This is a genomic window from Roseomonas indoligenes (assembly GCF_017813365.1).
GTDB lineage: Bacteria > Pseudomonadota > Alphaproteobacteria > Acetobacterales > Acetobacteraceae > Roseomonas > Roseomonas indoligenes.
Genome location: NZ_JAGIZA010000056.1, coordinates 1 through 1,774, shown reverse-complemented (window position 1 = coordinate 1,774; position 1,774 = coordinate 1). Strand labels below are relative to the sequence as shown.

Sequence of the window (1,774 nt, the reverse complement as noted above, 5' to 3'; positions counted from 1 at the left end):
CGCCGCAGTCCACGCCCGGCGGCGCCATCTGCTCCCTCACGATTGAGGGCCGCCCCGGCGGGCACGCGGCCGGCGCGGTGGTCAGCTTCGGCCACGTCTTCGCGGACGGCGACCTGCCGGCCGGCGCCGGGCTGGTCCTGCGCCTCGCGGACGGCACGGCGCTTCCGGTGCAGGCGGATGTGACGGTGCGGCACCCCAGCGGCGCGGCGCGGCACGCGGCCCTGTCCCTGCGCCTGCCGGCGGCGCTCGCCGCGGGCGCGCTGCTGCCCGGCACCCTGGCGCGGGGCGAGGCGGCCAAGGGCGCCATCCCCTCCGGCCACACCGCCACCCTCACCATCGGCGGCTGGACCCTCGACCTGCTCACCGCCCCGCGGACCGCCTGGCGCTCCGGCCCGCACGAGCTGCAGGAGCGGATCGCGGCCGAGGTGCCGGCCTCCGCTGCCGGCGGCGTCACCTCGCTCCGGGTGGTGGCCGACCTGATCCGGCGCGCGGACGGGACCGCGGCCGTGGACCTGTGGCTCCGCAATGACGCGGTGCAGGAACCCACCAGCGGGACGGCCATCTACTCGGCCAAGCTGGTCGTGGACGGCAAGACCCTGCTGGAGCAGGCGGTGCCCCATCACGAGCTGGGCCGGGCCTGGGGCCGCCTCCTCACCGCAGCACGACGCCAGCCGCACCTCCGGTTCGACTGGAGCTACGTGCAGGATGCCTCCGGGATCGTCCGGCAGCAGGGCACCCTGAACGCCGACGTGATCGCGGCCTATCCGGTGGCGCGGGCACAGCCGGGCTGGAACGACACCTTCGGCACCCGCAACATCAGCACCTACATGCCCGGCACGGGTGGGCGGGGCGACATCGGCGCCGTGCCCTCATGGGTCGCGGCCTGGATGATCTCCAACGACCGCGACGTGGCGGACTACTGCATGGACGTAGCCGAGGCCGCGGGCACGATCCCCTGGTTCCGCTGGGACCGCGCAAAGGCGAGTTGGTACGACCCGCGCCCGAACCTGTGGGACCGGGTTCTGTCCCCGGGCATCGAGGAGACCCATGGGTGGACCCTCGACATCGCCCACCAGCCCGACCCCTGCTTCGTGCCCTACATGCTGTCCGGCCGGCGAGCGCTGCTGGACAACCTGCTCGGCCAGGCGGTCTGGTGCGTCTGGGCGCAGTGGGATGCCGTGCGCCAGGAGGGCGGCTCCGGGCTGAACATCGTGAACAGCAACCAGGTCCGCGGCTCGGCCTGGGGGATGCGGCAAGTGGACCAGGCGGCCTGGATCGCGGCGCCTGACCAGCCCGGGCAGAAGCTCGCCCAGGAGACCAGCGACGCCGTGTGGTCGTGGCTGGTGGACAGGATGCCGGCCTGGAAGGCCCTCCAGGGGCAGGCCTACGGCAAGGTCGAGGGCACCTACGGCAGCGACAACTCCGCCCTGCCGCCCTGGCAGCAGGACTACTTCGCCAGCACGGCCATCGCCTCGGCCAAGCGCGGCGATGCCCGGGCCATGAAGTGGCTGAAGGAGTTCGCGGCCAACTTCCTGGTCGGGCGCGTCATGCGACCGGACTTCAACCCGCGCGACGCGGTGGCCTACCTGCACGCCAACATCGACCCTGGCAGCAAGGCGCGTCCCCTGACCTGGGCCGCGCTGGAGCAGGCGAATGTCGCGCGCGGGTTCTCCAACCTGGGCGGCTGGGACAAGAGCGGCGGGGACTACGGGGCGCTCGGGCTGGCGACCCTGGCCGGGTTAGCTGACCTGGGCATCCCCGGCGCGGCGGAAGC

The 1,774-nt window shown here is 73.6% G+C and carries 1 protein-coding gene; it reads left to right on the top strand.

All coding sequences use genetic code 11. The features are described from left to right. Positions 1-1,774, top strand: a 1,774-nt coding sequence (locus J5Y10_RS27585; RefSeq protein WP_209377372.1) for a hypothetical protein, incomplete at both ends; no start/stop codon positions are given.